This window comes from Ruegeria sp. AM7 (assembly GCF_056535965.1).
Genome location: NZ_JBQFJE010000003.1, coordinates 968,066 through 985,695 on the forward strand (window position 1 = coordinate 968,066; position 17,630 = coordinate 985,695).

15 protein-coding genes are annotated in these 17,630 nt (G+C 57.8%); 8 read left to right on the forward strand and 7 right to left on the reverse strand.

Annotated features, from left to right (window positions below):
- The first annotated feature begins 28 nt into the window (after positions 1–28).
- The 3 genes from prfB to ACR3EG_RS08550 all read left to right on the forward strand — a co-directional run bounded on the left by prfB (position 29) and on the right by ACR3EG_RS08550 (position 3,552).
- Positions 29–1,153, forward strand: coding sequence for a peptide chain release factor 2 (prfB, locus tag ACR3EG_RS08540; RefSeq protein WP_170752641.1), 1,125 nt, complete (start codon positions 29–31; stop codon positions 1,151–1,153).
- Positions 1,154–1,337: 184 nt separating this feature from the next.
- Entirely contained in the window at positions 1,338–2,735 is a 1,398-nt protein-coding gene (locus tag ACR3EG_RS08545) for an amidase (protein ID WP_480494896.1), read from the forward strand.
- Between the two features lie 28 nt (positions 2,736–2,763).
- A complete protein-coding gene (locus ACR3EG_RS08550; protein ID WP_480494898.1) occupies positions 2,764–3,552 on the forward strand; it encodes a DUF2189 domain-containing protein in 789 nt (262 codons plus the stop codon).
- Positions 3,553–3,564: 12 nt separating this feature from the next.
- On the opposite strand, the gene ACR3EG_RS08555 is transcribed toward ACR3EG_RS08550, so the two are convergent.
- The 3 genes from ACR3EG_RS08555 to ACR3EG_RS08565 form a co-directional block, all read right to left on the reverse strand.
- A complete protein-coding gene (locus ACR3EG_RS08555; protein WP_480494900.1) occupies positions 3,565–4,311 on the reverse strand; it encodes a helix-turn-helix domain-containing protein in 747 nt (248 codons plus the stop codon).
- A gap of 290 nt (positions 4,312–4,601) precedes the next feature.
- Positions 4,602–5,162, reverse strand: coding sequence for an acetolactate synthase small subunit (gene ilvN, locus ACR3EG_RS08560; RefSeq protein WP_170354480.1), 561 nt, complete (start codon positions 5,160–5,162; stop codon positions 4,602–4,604).
- Between the two features lie 67 nt (positions 5,163–5,229).
- On the reverse strand, positions 5,230–6,981 hold the full coding sequence (locus ACR3EG_RS08565; RefSeq protein WP_480494902.1) for an acetolactate synthase 3 large subunit: 1,752 nt from the start codon (positions 6,979–6,981) through the stop codon (positions 5,230–5,232).
- 424 nt (positions 6,982–7,405) lie between these two features.
- Between ACR3EG_RS08565 and ACR3EG_RS08570 the strand changes: the two genes are divergently transcribed.
- Positions 7,406–8,251, forward strand: a complete 846-nt coding sequence (locus tag ACR3EG_RS08570) for a HalD/BesD family halogenase (protein ID WP_480494904.1) — start codon at positions 7,406–7,408, stop codon at positions 8,249–8,251.
- 46 nt (positions 8,252–8,297) lie between these two features.
- The gene (locus tag ACR3EG_RS08575; protein ID WP_480494906.1) at positions 8,298–8,681 is read left to right on the forward strand and encodes a bleomycin resistance protein; all 384 of its coding nucleotides are present in this window, start codon (positions 8,298–8,300) and stop codon (positions 8,679–8,681) included.
- Positions 8,682–8,756: 75 nt separating this feature from the next.
- Here the strand turns inward: ACR3EG_RS08575 and ACR3EG_RS08580 are convergent, their stop codons facing one another.
- Both ACR3EG_RS08580 and ACR3EG_RS08585 read right to left on the reverse strand, forming a co-directional pair.
- Positions 8,757–9,404: a response regulator transcription factor gene (locus ACR3EG_RS08580; protein ID WP_170354476.1), complete on the reverse strand. Its 648-nt coding sequence runs from the start codon at positions 9,402–9,404 to the stop codon at positions 8,757–8,759.
- On the reverse strand, positions 9,401–10,834 hold the full coding sequence (locus ACR3EG_RS08585; RefSeq protein ID WP_170354475.1) for a cache domain-containing protein: 1,434 nt from the start codon (positions 10,832–10,834) through the stop codon (positions 9,401–9,403). The genes ACR3EG_RS08580 and ACR3EG_RS08585 overlap by 4 nt, the downstream gene beginning before the upstream one ends.
- 247 nt (positions 10,835–11,081) lie before the next feature.
- Here ACR3EG_RS08585 and ACR3EG_RS08590 point away from each other — a divergent pair, with 247 nt between their 5' ends.
- From ACR3EG_RS08590 to ACR3EG_RS08600, 3 genes are all read left to right on the forward strand, one after another.
- Entirely contained in the window at positions 11,082–12,164 is a 1,083-nt protein-coding gene (locus ACR3EG_RS08590; RefSeq protein WP_480494908.1) for a TRAP transporter substrate-binding protein, read from the forward strand.
- 118 nt (positions 12,165–12,282) lie between these two features.
- Entirely contained in the window at positions 12,283–13,209 is a 927-nt protein-coding gene (locus ACR3EG_RS08595) for a TRAP transporter small permease subunit (protein ID WP_480494910.1), read from the forward strand.
- A gap of 17 nt (positions 13,210–13,226) precedes the next feature.
- Positions 13,227–15,581 carry a TRAP transporter large permease gene (locus tag ACR3EG_RS08600; RefSeq protein WP_480494911.1) on the forward strand — a complete coding sequence of 785 codons (2,355 nt, stop codon included), beginning with the start codon at positions 13,227–13,229 and terminating at the stop codon, positions 15,579–15,581.
- A 57-nt stretch (positions 15,582–15,638) separates the two neighbouring features.
- On the opposite strand, the gene ACR3EG_RS08605 is transcribed toward ACR3EG_RS08600, so the two are convergent.
- A complete protein-coding gene (locus ACR3EG_RS08605) occupies positions 15,639–16,997 on the reverse strand; it encodes a dicarboxylate/amino acid:cation symporter (protein ID WP_480494913.1) in 1,359 nt (452 codons plus the stop codon).
- A 243-nt stretch (positions 16,998–17,240) separates the two neighbouring features.
- Positions 17,241–17,630: a VOC family protein gene (locus ACR3EG_RS08610; RefSeq protein WP_209194386.1), complete on the reverse strand. Its 390-nt coding sequence runs from the start codon at positions 17,628–17,630 to the stop codon at positions 17,241–17,243.

Sequence of the window (17,630 nt, forward strand, 5' to 3'; positions counted from 1 at the left end):
CACTGATCAAGCAAGTTGGGACGTAACCATGCGCGCCGAAACCCAGAATATCGTGGCGGAAATCGAAAAGTCGCTGGAGCTGCTGGCGCAGCGTATGGACTATGAAACCGCACCTCATCGTCTTGAGGAATTCAACGCGCGTGTTGAGGACCCCAACCTGTGGGACAACCCCGAGAACGCGCAGAAGCTGATGCGCGAGCGGCAGATGCTGGTCGATGCCATTGAAACCTATGAAACCATCAAGACCGATCTCAGCGACAATATTGAGCTGATCGAGTTGGGCGAAATGGAAGAGGATGACGAGGTCGTCGCCGACGCCGAGGGGGCGATCAAGGCGCTTGGCGAAAAAGCCGCCAAGAAAGAGCTTGAGGCCCTTCTGGACGGCGAGGCCGACAGCAACGACACGTTCCTCGAAATCAACTCGGGCGCAGGGGGGACGGAAAGCTGCGACTGGGCCTCGATGCTGGCGCGGATGTATGTCCGCTGGGCCGAGAAAAAGGGCTATACGGTTGAACTGCAGTCCGAGACCGCAGGTGAAGAGGCCGGGATCAAATCGGCGGCCTACAAGATTTCCGGTCACAATGCGTATGGCTGGTTGAAGTCGGAAAGCGGTGTGCACCGTTTGGTGCGAATTTCGCCCTACGACTCGGCGGCCAAGCGGCATACATCGTTCAGTTCGGTCTGGGTCTATCCCGTGGTTGATGACAATATCGAGATTGAGGTAAACCCCGCCGATATTCGGATTGATACCTACCGGTCGTCCGGTGCGGGTGGTCAGCACGTGAATACCACGGATTCGGCGGTGCGGATCACGCACATTCCCACCGGTATCGTTGTGACCAGTTCCGAAAAGTCGCAGCACCAGAACCGCGATATCGCTATGAAAGCGCTGAAGTCGCGCCTGTATCAGCAAGAGCTGGACCGCCGGAACGCCGATATCAACGCCGCCCATGAAGCCAAAGGCGATGCGGGCTGGGGTAACCAAATCCGGTCTTACGTGTTGCAGCCTTACCAGATGGTAAAGGACCTGCGGACCAACCATGAGACCTCGGACACAAAGGGTGTGTTGGATGGCGATCTGGACGGGTTCATGGCGGCCACTTTGGCGCTGGATGTAGCTGGTAAGTCCCGGTCCGAGGCGCAGGGCGACTAAGCTGGGCAGGGGGCTCTGCCCCCGCCGCGCGATGCGCGACTCCCCCGAGGTATTTTTGGCCAGATGAAGTCGATCCCCGTGTGGTTGCTGCTGTAAAAGATACATCTAAACAGTGGGTTTAAATGGGGATAAGCCCCGGATAGGCTGATCGAGTCAGTGTGACCTGTCAGCCGAAGAGATCCGAATGAACCTAAGCCAGATTACCGCAACCGCGTTGGTGACCGAATTGTCCGAGGGGCGGGTCTCTGCGTCTGAAGTGATGCGTGCCACGTTGGACCGCATAGCAGCGGTGAATGGCGATTTAAACGCCATAGTTGGATTGCGCGACGAGGGCGATCTGTTGGCAGAGGCGGCTGAGCTGGATATTGGGGCGAAGCGGGGTCCTCTGCATGGGGTTCCGATCGCGGTCAAAGACTTGGTCAATGTGGCCGGGGTTGTGTCGACCCAAGGGTCGCCGTTGTTTCGCGATCATATCCCTCAGAAGGATGACATGATCGCTGCCCGGATGCGGGCGGCCGGAGCGATTTTGATCGGAAAGACCAACACGCCCGAATTCGGATTGGGGTCACACACGTTCAACCCCGTTTATGGTGCCACGCGTAACCCATATGATTCATCCCGAACTTGCGGTGGATCTTCTGGTGGCGCGGCGGTTGCTTTGGCGTCCGGTATGGTGACGCTGGCGGATGGCTCGGACATGATGGGCAGTTTGCGAAATCCCGCCGCGTGGAACAATGTCTACGGGTTTAGACCAAGCTGGGGGCGGGTTCCGTCCGAACCAGTCGGAGACACGTTTCTGCATCAGCTTTCGACCCTCGGTCCGATGGCGCGTTGCCCCGAAGATTTGGGTCTGCTTTTGGATGTAATATCCGAGCGTGACGCGCGACAGCCCTACAGTGTGAAACCTGAGCCCGTTGGGCCGGTTCGCGCACACGACCTGACAGGGGTTCGTATCGGTTGGCTTGGCGATTGGGGCGAAGCCTATCCGTTCGAAGACGGGATAACGGATCTGTGTCGGGATGCAGTGTCCGTTCTTGCCGGGTTGGGGGCACAGGTCGATGAAGTCGTGCCTGATTTCGAAGCCGAGCGTCTGTGGGAAAGCTGGACGGTGCTTAGATCATGGAGCATCGCCGCCAGCCTTGCCCCTCTGACCGAGCATAGATCAATGTTGAAAGACACGGCGCAATGGGAACTGGATCGGGGGCTTGCCTTGACCGCAATGCAGGTTCACCGCGCCAGTGAGATGCGTTCAGAATGGTTCCGGCACGCTCTTGAAATGTTCAACACCTATGACGCGCTGATCCTGCCATCGGCGCAAGTCTGGCCTTTCGAGATCGAAACGCCGTATCCGACCGAGATCGCTGGCACCAAAATGGATACCTACCACCGTTGGATGGAGGTCGTTCTGCCAGTGAGCCTGATTGGCTTGCCGTGCCTGTCAGTGCCGGCGGGGTTTGGCTCAGAAGGCGTGCCGATGGGGATGCAGATTTTCGGTCCGCGCGGTACGGACGCAAAGCTTTTGTCAATCGGGGCTGCCTATCATGCGGCGACTGAGTGGCCACAAAAAAGACCCGCCAGCTAATAAGCGACACAGGGAGGAGGGAGACAGAATGGAGAAGCCTTTCGGAGTTCCGAAAATGGGGCCGGTTACGACAGACATGTTGCGTGAAGCCTTGAGCCGGGCTTGGGCGGATTTTCGACGTGCGCCGATCTATGGCCTTGTGTTCGCAGGATTCTATGTCCTCGCAGGCTGGGCAATGGCGTGGGTCACGGTACAAACTCAGACCTCGTATTGGCTGGTGCTGGCCGCGATCGGATTCCCACTATTGGGGCCATTTGCAGCGGTTGGGCTGTATGAAGTCTCTCATCGGTTGGAGTTGGGGGAACCACTGGATTACGCGTCTATTTTCGGCGTTGTGGCGCAACAGGGTCGACGTCAGCTGCCCTCAATTTGTGCGATCATCGTGGTCATGTTCCTGTTCTGGTTCTTCCTTGGTCACATGATTTTTGCACTGTTCATGGGACTGTCGACCATGACCAACGTTTCCACCTCTCTTGAGGTTTTTCTGACTGTAAATGGCCTGACGATGCTGGCGGTCGGAACTTTGGTCGGAGCGGTTTTTGCCACCCTTCTTTACATGATCACTGTACTGTCCATCCCAATGTTGCTGGATCGGGAATTGGATTTCGTGACAGCGATGATCGCCAGCTACAGCTATGTTAGTGCGAACCTGACGGTGATGCTGGGTTGGGGCCTATTCGTCGCCCTGCTGACGTTTCTTGCGATGATCCCATGGTTTCTGGGACTGCTGATTATCTTGCCGCTGCTTGGACATGCGAGCTGGCACTTGTATCGGCAGATCACACAAGCCGAATCCGCTGCTGCAGAGCCAGGTTAACGCACGTTTATTCTAAGCGTTCAGGGCCTTGGCATGCGCACGTCGGGCGGTGCGGGCTGCGCTTATGGCTGCGGCGGGTTGTGTACCGAGGTAACGTAGATTCAAGCGACGCATGGTTGTCTCGTTGGCCGTGGTTTTGGATAAGCAAATCGCAACACCTCGCCAGGTGTCCGGCTGATCTCCTCCACAGCGAGTCATCAGGTAAATTTTGCTGTTTTGCGCCGTACGGTTCGACATCAATATGTAGACTTGGCTTCCTGCGCAGGCGGCGATGCCCTGAACTTCGCGCAACTCAGGCGGGGTCGCCTCGCTGGCCGTCGGCGGTTCGTAGCTGCGGATCATGGTGCATTGCGGCAGGCGCCGCGCATGGATCACGCGGTACCGTGTCGCCTGCGCCCCGTCCAGAGCGGTTTCCGAGACATAATAAAAACCGGCGGGCAGAAGGTCCTCGGTCAGAGTGCCGGGCCCGGAACCCAGAAATTCTGTCAGAGCAGTTGCAGCAGGATGAGGCGCAGGCAGATCGATTTCGTTAAGGGGTCGTAGAAGAATACGTGCGTCCACGTCGAAAAAACTGCAAATACGATTAAGCACGTCGGGCCGCGGAAAGCTCTCTCCGCCAAGGTACCGGTTGAACTGAGTGCGGTTGATCCCAAGCTGACGGCACAGTTCAGAAATCGAGGGGTAGTCCGATGCCAGCAGTCGAAGATTATCGCCGAACATCTTGCGCAGCTCAGCCGGGCTGCGGGTTTCGTTGGTCATTTCTGTCCCGGTCTTATTATGTGTTGCCGTGTTAACCTTGTTTGTCCGAGCAATAGACCGGACAATTGCGCTTCAATCGTACTGAGGACCCTGACCAGCGCATCCCAACGCCACGTCACAAGACGAGGCTAACGTCCTGATGCGTAAAAGCAATAGTCTTTTAAGTATATTGTATGGAATTTTTGGTGTTTTGGACCGTTTTGGGCAACACATTGCTAAAACGCGTGCAGCCGCTATCAAACCCGAGTTGTCCCGTCCGCTACGTAAGCGCAGTGGACGGGACAGAATATTCAGTCGCCGCGCAGCAGTGCGGCGACACCTGTGCGGGCGATCTCGATCAAACCCAACGGACGCATCAGATCGGCAAAGGCGTCGATCTTGTCCGGCGCACCGGTGATCTCAAAGATGAATGAATTCAAGGTGCTGTCGACCACATTGGCACGGAAAATATCTGCCAGACGCAGCGCTTCCACCCGCTTGTCGCCTTCGCCGACGACTTTGATGATCGCCAGTTCCCGCTCGACCGATGGGCCCTCGACCGTCAGGTCATGCACCTCATGCACGGGCACGATGCGGCCCAGCTGCGCCTTGATCTGCTCGATCACCTGCGGGGTTCCGGTGGTGACGATGGTGATGCGGCTCAGGTGACCAGTGTGGTCCACCTCGGCCACAGTCAGGCTTTCGATGTTATAACCGCGACCCGAAAACAGGCCGATCACGCGGGCCAGTACACCGGGTTCGTTTTCGACCAGAACCGCGATTGTATGACGTTCCTGCACGTCCGAGAAGGTCGGCCGTAGGTTGTAAGCGGAATGGCGGGTAGAGCCTTTTTTGATATGTAGGGCAGACATTTACGTCCCTTTCATCATTCTGCAAAAGCCGGGCACCGGAGCGCCCGACAAAATTCGACGAATTTTGTTAAACCAGAACCGAACCTTTGGAGTCGATCACGCCCTGCGTCTCGGCCTCGCCCAGCAGCATTTCGTTATGGGCCTTGCCCGACGGGATCATGGGGAAGCAGTTTTCGTGCTTTTCAACCAGACAGTCAAAGATCACCGGGCCGTCATAGTTGATCATCTCCATGATCGCATCATCCAGATCGGCGGGGTCGGAACACAGGATGCCTTTGGCCCCGAACGCCTCAGCGAGCTTGACGAAATCGGGCAGGGCCTCGGACCACGAATGCGAGTACCGCTCGCCATGCAGCAATTCCTGCCACTGGCGTACCATGCCCAGACGTTCGTTGTTCAGGATGAACTGCTTCACGGGCAGGCGGTACTGAACGGCGGTGCCCATTTCCTGCATGTTCATCAGCCATGACGCTTCGCCCGCAACGTTGATCACCAGCGCATCCGGGTGGGCCATCTGCACACCGATCGAGGCCGGGGTGCCGTAGCCCATGGTGCCCAGACCGCCCGATGTCATCCAGCGGTTGGGGTCTTCGAACCCGAGGTACTGCGCGGCCCACATCTGATGCTGGCCGACCTCGGTCGTGATATAGCGGTCGTGGTTTTTAGTCAGCTCTTCAAGACGTTGCAGCGCATATTGCGGTTTGATCGTCTTTTCGCTGTTGGTGTAGGCCAGACAATTGACCTTGCGCCAGTCGCTGATCTGTTCCTGCCACTTGGCAACCGCAGCTGCATCCGTTTTGCGCCCACGCGCTTTCCAGACTTTGAGGATATCTTCCAGCACATGCGCCACGTCGCCGACAATCGGGATGTCTACACGTATCACTTTGTTGATCGACGAGGGATCAATGTCGATATGCGCCTTTTTCGAATTCGGCGAGAACGCATCAATCCGCCCGGTGATCCGGTCGTCAAACCGCGCGCCGATATTGATCATCAGGTCACAGTCATGCATCGCAAGGTTGGCCTCATACAGGCCGTGCATTCCCAGCATACCCAACCAGTTCTTGCCCGAGGCCGGATAAGAGCCCAGACCCATCAGGGTCGAGGTGATTGGAAAGCCGGTCGCATCCACAAGCTCGCGCAGCAACTGGCTGGCCGCGGGGCCCGAATTGATTACGCCACCACCGGTGTAGAAGACGGGCTTTTTCGCCGTCTCAATCGCGGCAACCAGCTCGGTGATCTCTTCCAGATCGCCTTTCAGAACCGGTTGGTAATGCGAGGTCGAGGGTTTCGGCCCGGTATATTCGCCCGAGGCGAACTGCACATCCTTGGGGATGTCGATCAGCACCGGACCGGGGCGACCCGAGGTGGCGACGTGGAACGCCTCGTGCATGGTCTCGGCCAGCGAGTCCGTGTCCTTCACCAGCCAGTTATGCTTGGTGCAGGGGCGGGTGATGCCAACGGTGTCAGCCTCTTGGAACGCGTCCGAACCGATCATGAAGGTCGGAACCTGACCGGTCAGAACCACGATCGGGATTGAATCCAGCAACGCATCTGTCAGGCCGGTCACCGCGTTGGTGGCACCGGGGCCTGAGGTCACAAGCGCAACGCCGGGCTTGCCGGTCGACCGCGCATAGCCTTCGGCGGCGTGCACGGCCCCCTGTTCGTGACGCACCAGAATGTGGCGAATGTCGTTTTGCAGAAAAATCTCATCATAGATCGGTAGCACGGCGCCGCCGGGGTATCCGAATACCGTGTCCACGCCCTGATCCTTGAGGGCCTGAACCACCATCTTTGCGCCGGTCATCTCACGTGTCATCTGCTTTGCTCCGTTCGCGACATGTGTCTTGCGTTTTGCCAAAAAAAAGCCCCCGAGATTTTCGGAGGCGCATGGGTTGGATTATGGTTTACCGTCACCGGCCCATGCGCGTGTTTCCTACGATTACGACTAGCGCTTTCATCGCCAGAGGCTCCTTTTTTGCGTGCAGGGACATTATGGGCGGCGCGACGGGGCGTCAACAGGCAATCGCACCAATTTTCTATCTCAGGCAGTGAATTTTGCGACATTTTATTGCGCAGATTGCCGCATGCCTGGAATTTTTGCGAAATAGGGGCGCTGATTCCCTGCATTCGCCTGTTTCGCTCGTGCTCAAAAGCGTCACGAGGATGTCCGAAACGAGCATGATTGCGGCTCAAAGCTGAGGCAACCTGATCCAGACCTTTGCTGGCAACGGAGGCAGGCTATGCTGCATGATCTGATTGATCTGGGACGGTATCCGATAGATTGTCCGGACTCGCGGGCATATGAGCAGTTAATCAACGATCTGCGAAAAGAACTGGATCAGGATGGCTGCGCCGTCATGCCGGGGTTCGTTCATGCCGAAGGTGTCGCGTCGCTGTTGCAAGAGGCTGAGCGTGTCGCAGGTCACGCCCATCGCTCGTTTAACCGGACGAACGCCTATTTCACGCAGGACGATCCTACGCTGGAAAGAGGCCACCCGGTGCGGCAGTTTTATGATCGTTCGAACGCGTTTGTGCCTGCGGATAATTTCCCGAATTCCGGGCCGCTGAGGCGTATTTATGAGTCTGAACCTTTTTTGCCTTTTATCCGGGCGGCGCTGAATGAACCGGAAGACAAGTTCTTTCGCTACGATGACCCGTTGGCGGATGTGATCATCAACGTTGTGGAGGAGGGGCAGGGTTTTCCATGGCATTTCGACACCAACAACTACACGGTCACACTGGCCATTCAAAATGGTGAGGCAGGCGGTGCGTTCGAATACGTCCCGAACCTTCGAACCGCCGAGGACGAGCAGTTTGAATCGGTCGCTTCGATTCTTGACGGTAGCAGGGCAAGGGTCCGTGAATTGGAACTGCTTCCCGGCGATCTGCAGATATTCCGTGGGCGATACGCGTTGCACCGGGTGGCCCCTGTGAAAGGGCCGCGCAGCCGTTACGTCGGCATTTTCTCATTCGCCGAAGCCGAAGGGATGTGTGGCAGCGTTGAGCGAACCAAGCAGCTTTATGGTCGGGTGCTACAACATCACCATGATCGGGAGGGGCTGAGAAACGATCCATTGCTGGATTGAAACGTGGTAGCCTGCGCGTGAGAAAGATTTGCCACCGGAGGCGCGTATGCCTGAAATATTGCAGCTCACCCCATTTGTATTGTGCTCTTCGTTGCTAAAGCAGATAGACTTCTATTGCGACCGTCTTGGGTTTGCTTGCGGGTTTCGGCAAGACAATTATGCGTTTCTGTCGCTTGGCCCAGTGGCCATTCGTTTGCTGGAATGTCCACCGCGAGAAGACGGGCGGCAGTTAGGCGATGAGCAATCGTTCTACATAGACGTGGATGATGTTGACGCGCTGTATGAAACCTTGCGCGCGGGGTTGGAGAGTTTGCCCGAGGGGCGCGTGCGGCCACCATTTGACCAACCTTATCAGCAGCGCGAGTTTCACGTCATTGATGAAGATGGAACGCTGGTCTTTTTCGGTCAGTACATCAGGCCACGGGGCTGAGTGCTCCCGCCCGTTGTCAATGCGCCTGCGGCGCATCTCCGCCGGTTGGGCCGGGCAGCGCGTGCCGCGCTGCGGTCAGAAACCGGGGCTGGTGCCCTGCAAGACTCCATGCTCGAGCGCATAGCGAGTCAGACCGGCGGTCGAAGAAATTCCCAGTTTGCGTTTGATGTTCTTGCGGTGGGTCTCGACCGTGCGGACCGAGATGTCCAACGTTTGGGCTACTTCTTTGTTGGATTTTCCCTGCGCCAGCTCCAGCAGAATAGTCTGTTCCCGACCCGTCAGGGCCTCGCGCGCACCACCGCTTTTGGGTTCCAGCGATCCGCTGGCCCCGGTGCACAGGTATTGCTCGCCTTGCATAACGGCATCTATGGCCTTCTTGATCTCGTCCGTCGGAACATCCTTTAGGACATATCCCTTGGCCCCGTGACTGAGGGCCGTTGAAATGTATTCAGGGCTGTCGTGCATGGACAGGACCAGAACGCGGGTTTGAGGCAGGCGCTCCAGAATGATCTCGGTCGCGCTGAGGCCGCCCATTCCGGGCATGTTCAAATCCATCAAGATCACATCAGGTGCCAGAGTAGCGACCTGATCTACGGCGTCTTGCCCGCTGCTGAGCGTTCCGACAACAGTGATTTCGTCGTAGCTTTCGAGGATCGACTGTATCCCTTCGGCGACCATCGGGTGGTCGTCTACGATAAGGACACGGATTGTGGCGTCGCTCATGTACCGGCCTTTCGGTTGGGCGTGGCGTCTTCCTGCGGCGGCAGCAAATGGCTGAGAGGCAGGCTGACCTCGATCACCGTGCCGCTGCGTGGGCCGCGTGATGACAGAATACGCAGCGATCCGTCAAGCTGTTCGATACGCTCCTGCATGTTTCGCAGCCCGATCCCCGTACTGCCGTCGCCGGGTGCACTGCGCAGTCCGCGGCCGTTGTCGGTGATCCGCATGGTTGCGCCCTTTTTGTGGCCGCGCAGGTCTATCGTAACACGAGTTGCGCCGGAATGGCGTTCGATATTGGTCAGGGCCTCTTGCGCGATACGGTAGAGCGCAATCTTGCTGTCCTGATCCAGACGGTTGCGGAAGACAACCGTTGAGAACTCGGTGTCGATTCCGGTGCGGTCCCTAAAGTCATCGGTCAATGCTTTGAGGGCAGGGCCAAGCCCGAGGTCGTCCAAAACGCCGGGACGCAGGTCGCGGCTTATGCGACGAACTTCGGTGATGGCAGATCCCAGATGGTCGATGCCCTTGCCCAAAGGGTCACGCGCGCCCGCATCATCGCCACGTTCCAACCGCCTGCGGGCATTATCCAACGCATAGCGCACGCCCACAAGGATCTGGCTGATCCCGTCATGCAATTCGCGCGCCACGCGGCCGCGCTCTTCCTCTTGTGCATCGAAAACGCGTTGTGTCAGCTCTTTCAGCTTTGCGTCGGCCAACCTGCGCTCGCGAACGTTCAGCAGCATCCCCGATGTGAAAACGATCAGAACAGCCGCCAGAACGATAGCGCCGATGTATCCAAAGGTGCGCTGCACACGGGCCTCGACCTCGGCACGGGCATTGGCGACGGTTGCTACGATATCGTCGATGAAAACGCCGGTTCCCACGGCCCAGCGCCAGTCCTGCAGGCCGACCACATAGGCGATCATCTGCGCCTCTTCCCCGGTCGAGGGCTTTTGCCACATAAAGCTGTGCCATCCTGCCCCCTGACGGGCGAGGCGAATGAACTCATCCACGACAGGGGTGCCATCGCTGTCGGTCAGCCCTTCCCAGTTGCGGTTGATGAATTGCGTCTGACGCGGGCTGACAAGGTTGTTGCCGTCATAGTCATAGACGAAGAAGAATCCGTCCTTGCCGTAGATCATCGCCGACAGGATCTGCGTCACAAGATTCTGCGCGACCTTGTCGTCGGGCGTGGCGCGGCCATAGATATAGGCAAACCCGTTGCGTGCCTGAGTGACGTAGTTGCGCAGTTCTTCCTTCTTGGCTTCGATCAGGCGACGTTCCAGTGCCTGAATTTCGCGCTCGGCCGTGGCGCGGGCTTCCTGTGTAACAAAGAACGCAATTGCCGCTACGGCCACCAATAGCGGGATAGCTGCCACAAGTGACAGTTTCTGGCCATAGGTCAGCGAGATCAGGTTGCGAAATCCTTTCATGGACGAATCGATACGCAAGCGCGCGGGAAAATGCAAAATCTTTGCTCGCGACCGGTTTTTTCTATCGTTCGCGAGCGGAAAACACTGGACGTTTCCGCAATTTCAACGCCTCGCCGCAGAAAAACCGGCTTACCTACGTAGTAGTAGGTATTCACATTCAAATTCCTGTCATTAGGCTGGCGCGCACTGAAAACGACTGCCCCGACAGCGCTCGGGGAATTTGACTATGTAGGGGAGGAACACTCATATGGATCGTCGTTCATTTCTAAAAACATCTGCTCTGGGCGGCTCGGCTGCAGCGGCCACCACGCTGGCAGCACCGGCTTATGCACAGGGCAAGCGCACTCTGACCATGGTGACCTCGTGGGGTCGCGGTCTGGCGGGCGTTTTTGACAGCGCACAGCGTTGCGCCGACAGCATCACTGCGATGTCCGATGGCGACCTGACGGTTGAAATCAAAGCTGCGGGCGAGCTGGTTGGTGCGTTCGAGGTGTTTGACGCCGTTTCGTCCGGTCAGGCCGACATGTACCACGCGGCCGATTATTACTTTGTGGGTCAGCACCCGGGCTACGCATTCTTCACCGCTGTACCGTTCGGCATGACTGCGCAGGAACTGGTGAACTGGTACTACCACGATGGCGGCATGGAGCTGCATGACGAGCTGGGCGAAATCTTCGGCCTGAAATCCTTCCTGGCCGGGAACACCGGTGCGCAGGCGGGCGGCTGGTACTCGAAAGAGATCAACGGCCCCGAGGATTTCCAGGGTCTGAAATTCCGCATGCCGGGTCTGGGTGGTCAGGCACTGGGCAAACTGGGCGCATCGGTTCAAAACATTCCGGGCTCGGAAGTGTACCAGGCGCTGTCCTCGGGTGCGATTGACGGCACCGAGTGGATTGGCCCCTGGGCGGACGAAAAAGCCGGTTTCCAGGAAATTACCAAGACATACTACACTGCGGGCTTCCACGAGCCGGGCGCAGGTCTGTCGCTGGCAACGAACCGCGACGTGTTCGACGAACTGACACCTGCACAGCAGAAGATCATCGAGATCGCGGCTGGTGAAGCACACCAGTGGAACCTGGCGCAATTCCTGGCCAACAACGGCGCGGCGCTGCAGCGCCTGCAGTCGGGTGGCGTGAAGGTTCTGGAATTCCCCGACAGCGTCTGGGATGCCTTCGGTCAGGCCAGCCAGGAAGTTCTGGACGAAAACATGGGCGACGAGCTGTTCAAGAAAATCCACGACAGCGCAATGTCGTCGATGGCAGCGTCTTCGGCATGGAACAACCTGTCGTCGGGTGCCTACACCACCCAGCGCGACCGCGTTCGCGGCTAAGCAGCGTTTCTTCGACCAAACGGTTTCCCCACCACGCGTGGGGAAGCCTTTCCCGTTGCAACAGCGCGGTTCGGACAGCCGCGCATCATAGGTGCAACTGACGCGACCTGGGGACAACATGCAGGACGAAAACGGTATCTCGTTCTTCGGCGCCCTGTGGAATGGACTTGTATGGTTCATCCAGAACATTGCCGAAGCCTTCTATAATTTCGGATACGCCATCACGCATCCGCAACTCTGGCTGGACTGGTCAGACAAGGCGTCGATCATGCGCTTTGTCTACTACGGTGGCTCGGTCGAGTTTTTCTTTGTGATCTTCACCTTCTTTCTGGTTCTGACCGCCGTCGGCCTGTACCACCGCAATTTCATGTGGGGGATGGTGCGGGTTCTTGAGGGCTTTGCGAACACCACTGGCCGGTTCTTTGCATGGGCCGGTTTGCTGATGGTCATCCAGCAGATTGTCATCGTTTTCATGCAGCGTGTGTTCACCCGCCCTGATATGTCCTTTGGTCTTGGTATCCCATTCACTCAGGATATCAGTTGGTTCGCGGAAGAACTTAAACTATACAACGCCATGGTGGTCTGCCTGTGCTGTACCTATACGTTCGTGCAGGGCGGGCATGTGCGCGTTGACCTGATCTATGCCGGGATCAGCCACCGGGCGAAACGCGTAGTCGACATGTGTGGTGCAATTCTGTTCATGATGCCGATGGCCGTGCTGACCTGGATGTATGGCTGGTACTTCATGTGGCGGCACCTGATCGTGCCGAAACCCTCGGCCAGTGATGCGTTGGATCGCCTGATTGCCAAGTCTCGCGCGCTGCGCTGGAACGTGGAAACCATCGGTTTCAGCCCCAACGGGTTTAACGCCTACTTCCTGTTCAAGATCCTGCTGGTGGCTTTTGCGGCCATGGTGTTCCTGCACGCCATCGCATTCCTCTACCGCTCGTTCCTGGAATACTCGGAAGGGTCCGAGAGCATCGGAAAACACCTCGACAAGGACAGCCTTGGTGAGGGTGAAGAAGCCTACGAAGGCGCACATTAGGGACGGAGACCCAGACTATGTTATTCGGACTTGATGGCGTCGAGATTGGCCTCATTATCGTATTCTTCTGCCTTTTCGGAGGCATCCTATCCGGTTTCCCGGTGGCGTTCGCCATCGGTGGGGCAGGGATCATTTCCTTCGGGATCATCGCGGCGCTGGACAGTGCCGGACTGCTGATACATCAGGCGATTGATACCAGTTCCCAAGCCTACCGGGACCTCGTGAATTCGGGCGTCAAACCTGACACGGTGTCGGTGTTCCGCTTCCCGGATTTACCAAGGATCGCCGAGCCGGTCTTTGTGCAGGGCTGGGAAACCGCGCTGGACCGCAACGTGTCCTTCATCGTGAACCGTATGAACGAACGCGTGCTGGCTGGTCAGTCGATTGAGACCCTGCTGGCGGTGCTGATGTTCGTCCTTATGGGCATCACACTGGAACGCTCGAAGATCGCTAACGATCTGCTGACCACGATGGCACGTGTCTTTGGCCCTCTGCCCGGTGGTCTGGCCGTGTCGATTGTGGTCGTGGGGGCGTTTCTTGCGGCCTCGACCGGGATCGTGGGCGCGACCGTGGTGACGATGGGCCTGCTGGCGCTGCCAACCATGCTGCGCAACAACTACTCGCCGGAACTGGCGACTGGTGTGATCGCGGCCTCGGGCACATTGGGGCAGATCATCCCACCCTCGATCGTGATCGTTCTGTTGGGGACACTGGCGGGGGATCTCTATTCCACCGCGCAGGAAACACGCGCGCAGGATGCGGGATGTACCGACGCGCTGACCTATCTGGGTGAGCCCGCCGTTGTCTCGGTTGGGACATTGTTTCAGGCTGCCTTGCTGCCGGGGATCATGCTGGCGCTGCTTTATGCGCTTTATGCCTTTGGCTATGCGTTGCTGAATCCGGAGAAGGCCCCGGCCGTTGAAATGTCAGGCGGTAGTGGTGAGCCGATCACCCGTGCCGAAGGTCTGACCTGGTTGCTGGGTGCACCGGTTGCGCTGATCGTGGGTATGATGGTTCTGAGCAGTGCTGGTGTTGTCGGAAGCCAGAACATCAGTGTCTCGGCCTTCTCGGATATCGGTGAGGGCGCGTCGCTGCGCACGAATGTGTCCGAGCAGTGCAAAGCCTCGATGATCGAACTGCATGGCCAATCGGCCTGGGATGAGGCGGTGGCCGAGCAAGAGGCCATCGATGCCGCAGGTGGTGCCGCCGAATCGACCCGCTTGACCGAAGAAGAACTGGTTGCTGCGCAACAAGCCAAGATTGCTGCTGCCGCGCCGATCGGCACGGGTGTGGCTGTCATGGTCGTGTTGCTGGGTCTGACGCTGGTCATGGGTCGCGGCATTGCGCCATCGAAGCCGACGCAGCCGCTGATCGTAGGGGCAATCGGCTTGTTGCTGATGCTGCTGGTCGATGTCCTGCTCATTGCGCCGACTACGTCTTCCGGTGCGACCTTCATGCTGCTGGCGGTGCCGTTTGCGCTGGCCATCTATGGCTGCAAAGAGGCCGCTGCGCGCTGCGCGACCAATGATCTGATCCGCGTGGTCTTCCCGCCGCTGGTTCTGATCATCGCGGTTTTGGGCTCGATCCTTGGTGGTGTGACCAACCCGACGCCCGCTGCGGCGCTGGGGGCAGGCGGGGCGATCATGTTGGCCGCGTACCGCAAGCTGCAGGATCAGGGCCGCTCGGCCAAGGTGATCATTTGGGCGACTTTGGCCGTGATCGTGGCCTTGCTGATGGGTGTGAACTTTGACCTGCGCATCAACCAAAGCGATGTCAGCGTCGAGACCTGGATTGCCTTCATCGTGGCCTATGGCGCCTATCTGTTTGCCCTGTTTGGCTTGCTGTTTGGTTGCTGGGTCTTGTTTACCAGCGGGGTTCTGACGCCCGTGGTGCGTGAGACGGCCAAGGTGACCTCGATGGTCTTCACCATCCTGATCGGCTCGCAGTTGCTGAACCTTGTGGTGATCTCGTTCGGGGGTGAGCACTATATCCAGCAGTTCCTGCGCAGTTTTGACAACGAGTTCACGGTCTTCCTGATCGTGATGCTGGTACTGTTCATTCTGGGCTTTGTGCTGGATTTCCTCGAGATCATCTACATCGTGATCCCCATCGTGGGCCCGGTGATCTATGGCGGGTCGTTCGATCCGAAATGGGTGACGATCATGGTGGCGGTGAACCTGCAAACCTCGTTCCTTACGCCACCTTTCGGGTTCGCGCTGTTCTACCTAAGGGGCGTTGCGCCTAAAGAGGTCACAACAGGTCATATCTATCGCGGGATCATTCCATTCGTACTGATCCAGGTAGTCGGGATTGGTATCCTTTGGTTCTTCCCGTCCATCGTGACCATCGTGCCGGATCTGATCCCGAATTGATCAGGCCGACATTAGAATAACAGACCGGAGGCCCTGTGGCCTCCGGTCTTTTTTTGTTCAGGCTTTTGCTTTGGGATGCGTCAGTTTTGCAAAAGCAGTCTCAGACTCGTGGTCGATATCCAGCGTGGCGGGGGTCAGAGTCCCTGCGTCGGGGTCATTGAATACCGCCCTGTCCAGCTTGCCGACACGCTGCGCGACAATCGTGGTGACAACCGCGTCTCCGGTGATGTTCACCACCGTCCGCATCATGTCGATGATCCGGTCAACGGCGAGGATGATGGCGATCCCGTCCAGCGGCATTCCCAGTTGATTCAACACCATGGCCAGCATCACAATCCCAACGCCAGGCACTCCGGCAGTGCCGATTGAGGCAAGAACCGAGATCGAGATGATTGTCATGGATCCACCAAGGCCCAGATCAATCCCATAGGCATTGGCCAGAAACACCGTCGCCACGCCATGCATGATCGCGGTGCCGTCCATGTTGATCGTCGCGCCCAACGGAATGCCGAACGAGGCAACCGAGCGGTCTACACCGATGCGCTGCGTCACGCATTGCATCGAGGCCGGGATCGTCGCGTTCGAGCTTGAGGTCGAGAAGGCAAACACCTGCGCCGAACGCATCTTGCGCAGAAACGCGCGTGGGCTGAGGCCGGTGCAGGCATAAAGCAGCACCATCAACGTCACGCAAAGGTGGAAGACAAGCGTCAGGCTGATGGTCGCCAGATATCCGATGACGGGGGCAAACAGGCCGAACCCTTCCAGCGCAAATGTCTTGGCAATCAGGCAGAAGACGCCGATCGGAGCGAAGGCCATCACGATCTCGACGATTTTCATCGCCAGTTCGTTCATGAAGGTACAGCCCTCGACAAAGGGTTTGGCGCGGCTTCCGATCATTAGTACGGCGATACCAACAACGATCACGTAGAAGATGATTTGCAGCATTTCGCCATTGGCTAGCGCCTGAACCGGGTTCTTGGGGATGATGTTTGCCAGTATCTGCCACGCGGTATCCTGCGTTGCGACGGACACATCCGCGCTGGCCATATGCAGACCGTCGAAACCCATGCCGGGGTTGATGATGTTGGCAAACACAAGCGCCGTCATCACCGCCAGCGCCGTGGTCGCCAGATAGGTCACAAAGGTCAGCCCTCCGACACGCCCCAAGACTTTGAGATCACCAATCCCAATCACGCCGCACAGTAGGGAAAACACCACCAGCGGCACGACCAGCATCTGCAGCGCGTTCAGGAACATCTGACCGACCATGGTGAACAGGCCGTTGACCACGTGCTCCTGAAGGAACGGGATGTGCCAATAGTTCAGGGCCAGTCCAAGGGCTGAACCAAGCGCAAGGGCCGTCAGAATTTGCGTCGTCAGGTTGGCCGCAAGCAGCCGTCGCATAGCATGGGTCATTGTCCGTCTCCCTTTCCCAAAGCCAAACCCGCAGGTCGGGAACCTGTTGCATCACGGGCTGTGTCATTGAAGCCCAGCCGCCCGGATCTAAACGGGGCCGAACGGCTGAGGATCAGGAGTACTTGGTGACGTAGGGTAAGGATTCAATCGCTGGGCGTTGGGAAGTCGCCATTTAGATGATTAATAATTCTTCATCTTTTCTGAGGGATCGGCCCCGAGACAGTCAATATGCTGGAACAAGCGCTAGCTGAACTCGATCAAGTCCCAGCGATTTCCAAACGGGTCACGCCAGACCGCGACGGTTCCATAAGGTTCATGACGCGGGGTTTCCTCGAACGTTACGCCAGCTGCCGTCATGGCCGCATGGTCGCGGTGAAAATCATCCGTCGCCAGAAAAAAGCCGACACGTCCGCCGGTTTGGTTGCCTATGGCCTTGTTTTGATCGACGTCAGCCGCTTTGGCCAGCAGCAAAGACCCCTCGGGCGCGTTCGGAGGGGCCACGCGCACCCAACGCTTACCATCACCCAAATCAATGTCCTGCTCGAGCGTGAAGCTCAGGGTTTGCGTGTAAAATGAAATTGCAGCATCGTAGTCTGGCACCACGAGGGTCACCGCATGCAGGCTCTGACGCAT

Coding starts and splice junctions, on each gene's coding strand:
- prfB (WP_170752641.1), top strand. CDS start 29: ATGCGCGCCGAAACCCAGAATATCGTGGCGGAAATCGAAAAGTCGCTG.
- ACR3EG_RS08545 (WP_480494896.1), top strand. CDS start 1,338: ATGAACCTAAGCCAGATTACCGCAACCGCGTTGGTGACCGAATTGTCC.
- ACR3EG_RS08550 (WP_480494898.1), top strand. CDS start 2,764: ATGGAGAAGCCTTTCGGAGTTCCGAAAATGGGGCCGGTTACGACAGAC.
- ACR3EG_RS08555 (WP_480494900.1), bottom strand. CDS start 4,311: ATGACCAACGAAACCCGCAGCCCGGCTGAGCTGCGCAAGATGTTCGGC.
- ilvN (WP_170354480.1), bottom strand. CDS start 5,162: ATGTCTGCCCTACATATCAAAAAAGGCTCTACCCGCCATTCCGCTTAC.
- ACR3EG_RS08565 (WP_480494902.1), bottom strand. CDS start 6,981: ATGACACGTGAGATGACCGGCGCAAAGATGGTGGTTCAGGCCCTCAAG.
- ACR3EG_RS08570 (WP_480494904.1), top strand. CDS start 7,406: ATGCTGCATGATCTGATTGATCTGGGACGGTATCCGATAGATTGTCCG.
- ACR3EG_RS08575 (WP_480494906.1), top strand. CDS start 8,298: ATGCCTGAAATATTGCAGCTCACCCCATTTGTATTGTGCTCTTCGTTG.
- ACR3EG_RS08580 (WP_170354476.1), bottom strand. CDS start 9,404: ATGAGCGACGCCACAATCCGTGTCCTTATCGTAGACGACCACCCGATG.
- ACR3EG_RS08585 (WP_170354475.1), bottom strand. CDS start 10,834: ATGAAAGGATTTCGCAACCTGATCTCGCTGACCTATGGCCAGAAACTG.
- ACR3EG_RS08590 (WP_480494908.1), top strand. CDS start 11,082: ATGGATCGTCGTTCATTTCTAAAAACATCTGCTCTGGGCGGCTCGGCT.
- ACR3EG_RS08595 (WP_480494910.1), top strand. CDS start 12,283: ATGCAGGACGAAAACGGTATCTCGTTCTTCGGCGCCCTGTGGAATGGA.
- ACR3EG_RS08600 (WP_480494911.1), top strand. CDS start 13,227: ATGTTATTCGGACTTGATGGCGTCGAGATTGGCCTCATTATCGTATTC.
- ACR3EG_RS08605 (WP_480494913.1), bottom strand. CDS start 16,997: ATGACCCATGCTATGCGACGGCTGCTTGCGGCCAACCTGACGACGCAA.
- ACR3EG_RS08610 (WP_209194386.1), bottom strand. CDS start 17,630: ATGCGTCAGAGCCTGCATGCGGTGACCCTCGTGGTGCCAGACTACGAT.